Annotated in this window: 5 protein-coding genes; 4 read left to right on the top strand and 1 reads right to left on the bottom strand. The window is 57.7% G+C overall.

Translation table 11 applies throughout. From position 1 onward, the window contains the following. Positions 1 to 79 precede the first annotated feature (79 nt). Positions 80 to 1,126, bottom strand: coding sequence for an AraC family transcriptional regulator (locus ARC85_RS15660; protein WP_226611028.1), 1,047 nt, complete (start codon positions 1,124 to 1,126; stop codon positions 80 to 82). Between the two features lie 135 nt (positions 1,127 to 1,261). Here ARC85_RS15660 and ARC85_RS15655 point away from each other — a divergent pair, with 135 nt between their 5' ends. From ARC85_RS15655 to ARC85_RS15640, 4 genes are all read left to right on the top strand, one after another. After that, complete coding sequence (locus ARC85_RS15655) at positions 1,262 to 3,325, top strand: NADPH-dependent 2,4-dienoyl-CoA reductase (RefSeq protein WP_011785547.1); 2,064 nt, start codon at positions 1,262 to 1,264, stop codon at positions 3,323 to 3,325. A 133-nt stretch (positions 3,326 to 3,458) separates the two neighbouring features. Then, positions 3,459 to 4,694, top strand: a complete 1,236-nt coding sequence (locus ARC85_RS15650; RefSeq protein WP_153741381.1) for a DNA repair protein — start codon at positions 3,459 to 3,461, stop codon at positions 4,692 to 4,694. Positions 4,695 to 4,770: 76 nt separating this feature from the next. Further along, positions 4,771 to 5,655, top strand: a complete 885-nt coding sequence (locus tag ARC85_RS15645; protein ID WP_286715373.1) for an NAD(+) kinase — start codon at positions 4,771 to 4,773, stop codon at positions 5,653 to 5,655. Between the two features lie 2 nt (positions 5,656 to 5,657). Then, entirely contained in the window at positions 5,658 to 6,671 is a 1,014-nt protein-coding gene (locus ARC85_RS15640) for a metallophosphoesterase (RefSeq protein ID WP_011785544.1), read from the top strand. The last annotated feature ends 6 nt before the right edge of the window (positions 6,672 to 6,677 follow it).

The raw sequence follows: 6,677 nt of genomic DNA, 5'->3' as shown, positions 1-6,677 counted from the left end.
GAATACCGGCCTGTCACGCCGGGGGTCGCGGGTTCGAGTCCCGTCCGCTCCGCCATTTTTTACCTCCCCTGAAATCTTCTCAGTTTTTCTTGATCCTCAGAATCTTTCGATGTTCGCCCGGGCTGATGCCATGCCATCGCTGGTATGCCTTGTGAAATGCCGGAGGGTTGGCAAAGCCGAGCAGCCAGGCAATTTCTGCCAGCGAGCTGTCGGTTTCCTTCAAGTAATCCCAGGCCAGTTGTTGGCGGGTAGTGTCCAGTAATTGCCGGAATCCACTGCCTTCTTCGGCCAGCTGTCGTTGCAGTGTCCAGGGCGTCAGGCCCATTTTTGCGGCCAGAACGTCCACCGACACCTTGCCACCCACCAGTAATGGCGCCATGTGATGGCGGGCGCGATCGGTAATTCTCCACCCTCGCTGGATTCGCTGCAGTTCCTGTTCGCACAGGCTCACCAGTTTCTCATTCATGCCTCTCTGCGCCTGCGCCGGTACCAGCTCCCAGATTGTGTCCTTGATCCGGATATCGTTTGCCGGAGCCCCGAATTCCACGGGGCATCGGAACCAGCTCTCGAACAGGTCGTCCTGACCAATGGATGGGTACTCAATCCGGACACGCTCCAGTACATCGTAGCGGCCGGTCATGTGTCGAATCAGTTGGGTCCAGGCGGCCAGCACAGAATCCACGACAAAATAGTTGTATTGGTTGTAGGGGCGAATGGAATAGAAGCTCACGGTTTTCATTGCGCGCTGAAAGCTGGGAGCCCCGCGGGAATTATGACTGGTGAGGAGTGAATATCGCACCAGCAATTCAAGTGCCCCGGCGACTGTCCCGGCGGTTTCGGCGGCGAGCCCCGCCATGCCGGCGTCGACCGGGCGTGACAGCGCCCCCATGCGCAGCCCCAGCGCCGTATTCCCCGTGGCATTGATAGCGGCGTGGCCCAGTCGCATGAATCTGGGGATGCTGATACGGGCATCGACAGCCGCCTGTTCCGGAGCGCTCAGATGGAACCGTGCTTTCAGCTGTTCCGCATCTCCACCTTCGGCAGCAACGGCCCGCAGTAGCACGGAGACATAGAGCAGGCTGATATCGCCCAGAGCATTCCGGGCCGGCGTTCGGGATTTGATCATGGGCCTATTATTGATGTTGTTCAGGGATAATCAAATGTTATTTTTTGATATTGTTGGCGCAGAGCAGGGTCGGTAGTGTTATGCCCATAACAAATGGGCGGATGTCCCGATACCTGATCAGATGAGGAGAATTTCATGACCACTGCTTCCGGCGAGAGCAAATACCCGAATCTTCTGAAGCCTCTTGATCTGGGCTTTACCACGTTACGCAACCGTACCCTGATGGGGTCCATGCACACCGGTCTTGAGGAAGTGAAAAACGGTTTTGAGCGCCTGGCTGCTTTCTACGCTGAGCGCGCCCGTGGAGGCGTTGGTCTTATCGTGACTGGTGGTATAGGCCCGAATACGGAAGGTGCGGTATTCCAGCATGCGGCCAAGATGAATACCGAGGAAGAGTCCGACAAGCACAAGGTCATCACCAAGGCGGTTCACGACGAAGGTGGCAAGATCTGTATGCAGATTCTGCATGCTGGCCGCTACGCCTACTCTCCGGAGCTGGTGGCGCCCTCTGCTATTCAGGCGCCCATCAACCCTTTCAAACCCAGGGAGCTGGACGAAGCCGGTATCCAGAAGCAGATCGACGATTACGTGAATTGCGCCGCTCTCGCGCAGCGGGCCGGCTATGACGGCGTCGAGATCATGGGTTCTGAAGGTTACTTCATCAACCAGTTTATCGTCGCTCACACCAACCACCGCACCGACCAGTGGGGCGGCAGCTACGAGAACCGTATCCGTCTGCCGCTGGAGATTGTGCGCCGGGTCCGTGAGCGGGTGGGTGAGAACTTTATTATCGTCTACCGGTTGTCCATGCTGGACCTGATTGAAGACGGCAGCACCTGGGAAGAAGTGGTTCACCTGGCCAAGGAAATCGAGAAAGCCGGAGCCACCATTATCAACACCGGTATCGGTTGGCACGAAGCCCGTGTTCCGACCATTGCCACCTCGGTGCCCCGGGCCGCATTTACCAAGGTAACAGCGCGCCTGAAGGGCGAGGTCAGCATTCCCCTGGTGACCACCAACCGGATTAACATGCCGGATGTCGCCGAGAAAGTCCTGGCGGACGGCGATGCCGACATGGTCTCCATGGCCCGGCCGTTCCTGGCCGATGCTGAGCTGGTGCTGAAGGCGGAGCAGGATCGTGCCGACGAGATCAACACCTGCATCGGCTGTAACCAGGCTTGTCTGGATCATACCTTCAGCGGCAAGCTGACCTCCTGCCTGGTCAACCCGCGGGCCTGCCATGAAACCGAGCTGGCTTACGTTAAAGCGGCGCAGCCCAAGTCCATCGCGGTAGTCGGTGCCGGCCCTGCGGGCCTGGCGTTTTCCACCGTGGCCGCGGAGCGTGGTCACAAAGTGACCCTGTTTGATGCCGGCAGCGAAGTCGGTGGCCAGTTCAACGTGGCCAAGCGTATTCCGGGCAAGGAGGAATTCTACGAAACCCTGCGTTATTTCCGGAAAATGCTCGACAAGACCGGGGTCGATGTACGTCTGAATACCCGGGTTTCCGCCGAGGAACTCAAAGCGGGTGGTTTCGATGAAGTGGTTCTGGCTACTGGTGTGGAACCCCGCACTCCGGATATCGAGGGCATTGATCGCCCGAACGTTATCGGTTACCTCGACGCCCTGTTGGAGCGCAAGCCGGTGGGCCAGCGAGTGGCGGTGATCGGTGCCGGTGGTATCGGTTTTGATGTGTCCGAGTTTATTGTCCACAAGGGCGATTCTCCCTCTCTGAATACCGAACACTTCATGAAGGAGTGGGGCGTGGACCTGTCGGTAGAGCATCGCGGCGGTATCCAGGGCGTTACGGCGGAAGTGCCGGCACCGGCTCGCGAGGTCTATCTGCTGCAGCGTAAGGCCTCCAAAGTGGGCAAGAATCTGGGCAAGACCACAGGCTGGATTCACAGAACCTCGCTGAAGAATCGCCATGTTCAGATGGTGCCGGGGGTGACTTATCGCAAGATCGACGATGAAGGTCTGCATATCACGGTTACGCCGAAAGGCGCAGAGCAGGGTGAGGACAAGATCCTGCCGGTGGATACCATCATTGTGTGTGCGGGTCAGGAGCCGCTTCGCGAACTGCAGGCCGGTGTTGAGGCAGCGGGCATTCCGGTACACCTGATTGGTGGCGCCGATGTGGCGGCGGAGCTGGATGCCAAGCGGGCCATTAACCAGGGTAGCCGGCTCGCTGCGGAGATTTGATCACAAATCGTTGCAGTTTTTCTCTGTGCTTCGGCACTTGTCTGGCTAGACTATGTCGGAAAGTGTTTGAATTGGAACCAAAGGGCGCTGGCGAGCGTCCGGAACTGAGATTCCCGGGGCACGGAGAAGGTTGATGGTAAATGCCAGCCAGGCCGCTGAAGGTTATTCGGCGGTATTTTTTATGGACGGTAGCCAGGTTGCCCGGCAGATGAGACTGTCGGAATTTGGCGCTTTCCTGGATGGCTATGTTGGTCTGTCAGACCTGGCCGAGACTGATGTCCGGGCGGTTCTCGTCAATCTCAGCACCGATCTGAATGTGCGTTCTCTGGTGTTCTTCCGCATCTGGTTTGATGAGGAGGGGCGCGCAGACAGCCACTGGAATGTCCCCATTGAAGCGCTGGCAGAGCAGGGCGCGAAAGGCCCCAACATGGGGGGCGGCCCTATCAGGCTGGTGTGTCGTAGTCAGTGTCCGGATCCGGAGTTTGCCAATGAACTCTGGGACCCGGACATGACCCCCGGAAACAACCATTTTCAGGCCATTCGCAAGGCGGTTGACGCCAATACTCTCCGTTTTCAGAAGATCGAGCCCGAAGAAGAGAATATCCCGGTACTCACTGCCCCGACCCCGCAATCGAATAGTGACGATGGTAGCCGTGACCGCGCGCGTCTGGCTCAGGTCCTCCGCGAGCAACGGCTCAGAATCAAGACGCTCCAGAGCGTCCATCGGGATTCACTGGCTGACCTTCAGCGTGAGCATCGCAATGAAATGCAGGGGCTGCGCAGTGAGCTGGCGGACCTGGAACAGCGATACGAGCGCCTGAAACTGACCAACGAACAGTTGAAAAAACGCCTGTCCCAGCGCAATGAGCAATACCTCACCATGCAGGAGAAAATGGCGGAGGGCAGTGCCGAACAGGGCAGGGAAGATGCTAACGCCAATGCCGAGACGGTGTTGTTGCGGGAACAGTTGGAGCGCAAACAGCGGGAGCTGGAATTGCGCGACGACAAGATTGTGGCGCTGGAGCAGGAGAACCATGAACTCCGCCATCGCCAGCCTCCGGAAGATTCCCTGCTGGAGCAGCTGCGCACCCAGGCGGTATTCCTGGTGGCCTACCACCCCGGTGTCGGGCATATTACTTTGCCCTACGAAGACATCGACACTTACTTCGGGAACCCACTGGCCTATGCCGCAGAGCGCTGTGGCATGAATGAGCCAGCCTATCGGGAATGGCTTGCCCACTATGAACACCCCGTATGCAAACATGTTGATGACGAAGGCAAAGCCTGTGGCGAGCCCATCATGCGCGTGACCCAGCCTGCCGAATTCGAGCCCGGACAGGACGATCGCTGCGACCAGCACAAGGCCTGATCGGTATCTTTTTTCAGAATCGGCCCGAGTTTCGTTAAACTGTTTCCTGTTTCATTCAGAGACCACGGGACACTTCATGGACCAGTTCAGGAATATCGGCATCGTCGGGCGCATGGGTAGCGTCAAGGTGGTGGAATCTTTACGGCAGCTCAAGCAGTACCTTACCGCCAACAATTACCATGTGATCATCGAGGAAGACACTTCCACCATGATTCCGGGCCATGGTCTGCAGGTGGCCAGCAAGAAGCTCCTGGGTGAGATCTGTGATCTGGTGATCGTGGTCGGGGGCGATGGTAGCCTGCTGGGCGCCGCCAGGGAGTTGGCCAAGTCCAAGATTCCGATTCTTGGCGTGAACCGCGGCCGACTGGGGTTTCTGACCGATATCTCGCCGTCAGATCTTGAAGAGCGCCTGGCCCGGGTTCTTGAGGGCGATTACATCGAAGAGTCCCGGTTTTTGCTGGATGGTCACGTTGAGCGCAATGGCCAGCCATTGGGGTATGGCTCGGCACTCAACGATGTGGTTCTGCATCCGGGCAAATCCACGCGCATGATTGGCTTTGATCTGTTTATCGACGGTCATTTCGTCTACAGCCAGCGTTCAGATGGTTTGATTGTGGCGACGCCGACCGGCTCTACAGCCTACTCCCTGTCGGCTGGTGGCCCGATTATGCATCCGAAGCTGGATGCGGTGGTGCTGGTGCCCATGTTCCCCCACACCCTGAGCAGTCGGCCGATCGTGGTGGATGGTAAAAGCGAGATCAAACTGGTGATCGGCGAAACCAATGAGACCTATCCACAGGTCAGCTTCGATGGTCAGATGAACATTGCCTGTGCCCCGGGGGATATCATCAGAATCACCAAAAAACCATTCAAGATCCGTATGATTCATCCCACCGATCACAATTTTTACGCGACCTGCCGGGACAAGCTGGGCTGGGCAAGCGAAATAGCAGCGAGTTGATCATGGCGGCAATCAAGACAACCGCACATCGCGGCTACGACGTTATTGGTGACATCCACGGCTGCGCCCATACCCTGGAGCGATTGCTGGAGCAGATGGGGTATCGGAAGCGGAACGGCATTTACCAGCACCCCAGCCGACAGGCCATTTTTATCGGCGATATTATTGATCGTGGGCCGAGAATCCGGGAAGCGTTGCACCTGGTGCGTGACATGGTGGAACACGGCTTTGCCCGAATTGTCATGGGCAACCACGAGTACAACGCACTGGGTTACTGCACCCGGGCACGGCCAGGCAGCGGCAAGAAATTTCTGAGGGAACACAATGCCCGCCACGATCGGCTGATCAAGGAAACCCTTGAGCAGTTTGATGCGTATCCACATGAATGGAACGAATTTCTGGAGTGGTTTTATAGCATTCCGCTGTTCATTGATGAGGATGGCTTCCGCGTGGTGCATGCCTGCTGGGATCAGACCCTGATTGATCAGTTCCGCCAGAGCCAGGGCGGCGCCTGTATCGACGAGGATTTCCTGCACGCCTCGGCGGCCATCGAATCCTTTGCCGGGCAGGTGATGGATACCCTGTTGCGCGGAACTGACCTGCGCCTGCCGGAAGGGATGTCCATTACGGGCCGGGATGGCTACGTCCGGCAGTTCTTCCGTACCAAGTTCTGGGCAGACGACCCGCAAACCTATGCAGATGTGGTGTTCCAGCCGGACCCGCTGCCGCCGGAGGTGGCCAGCAGGACTTTGCGCGAGGAGGAGCGCAAGCAGCTGATTACCTATCCACTGGACGCACCGCCGGTGTTTGTCGGGCATTACTGGATGGAGGGTGCCCCTGCTCCGCTCAAGCACAATGTGGCGTGTATTGATTTCAGCGCCGTGAAGTATGGCAAATTGGTGGCCTATCGGTTTGATGGGGAAAAAGTGCTCTCTTCGGACAAATTTGTCTGGGTTGATGTTGACCGGCCGGAGCAGCCCGATTACCCGACCAGCGAAGATAGTGTCGCCCGCTAACACCAG

The sequence above is a fragment of the Marinobacter sp. tcs-11 genome, assembly GCF_002049515.1.
GTDB lineage: Bacteria > Pseudomonadota > Gammaproteobacteria > Pseudomonadales > Oleiphilaceae > Marinobacter > Marinobacter nauticus.
The sequence above is the reverse complement of the archived record's forward strand: the minus strand, read 5'-3'. Positions and strand labels throughout refer to the sequence as shown.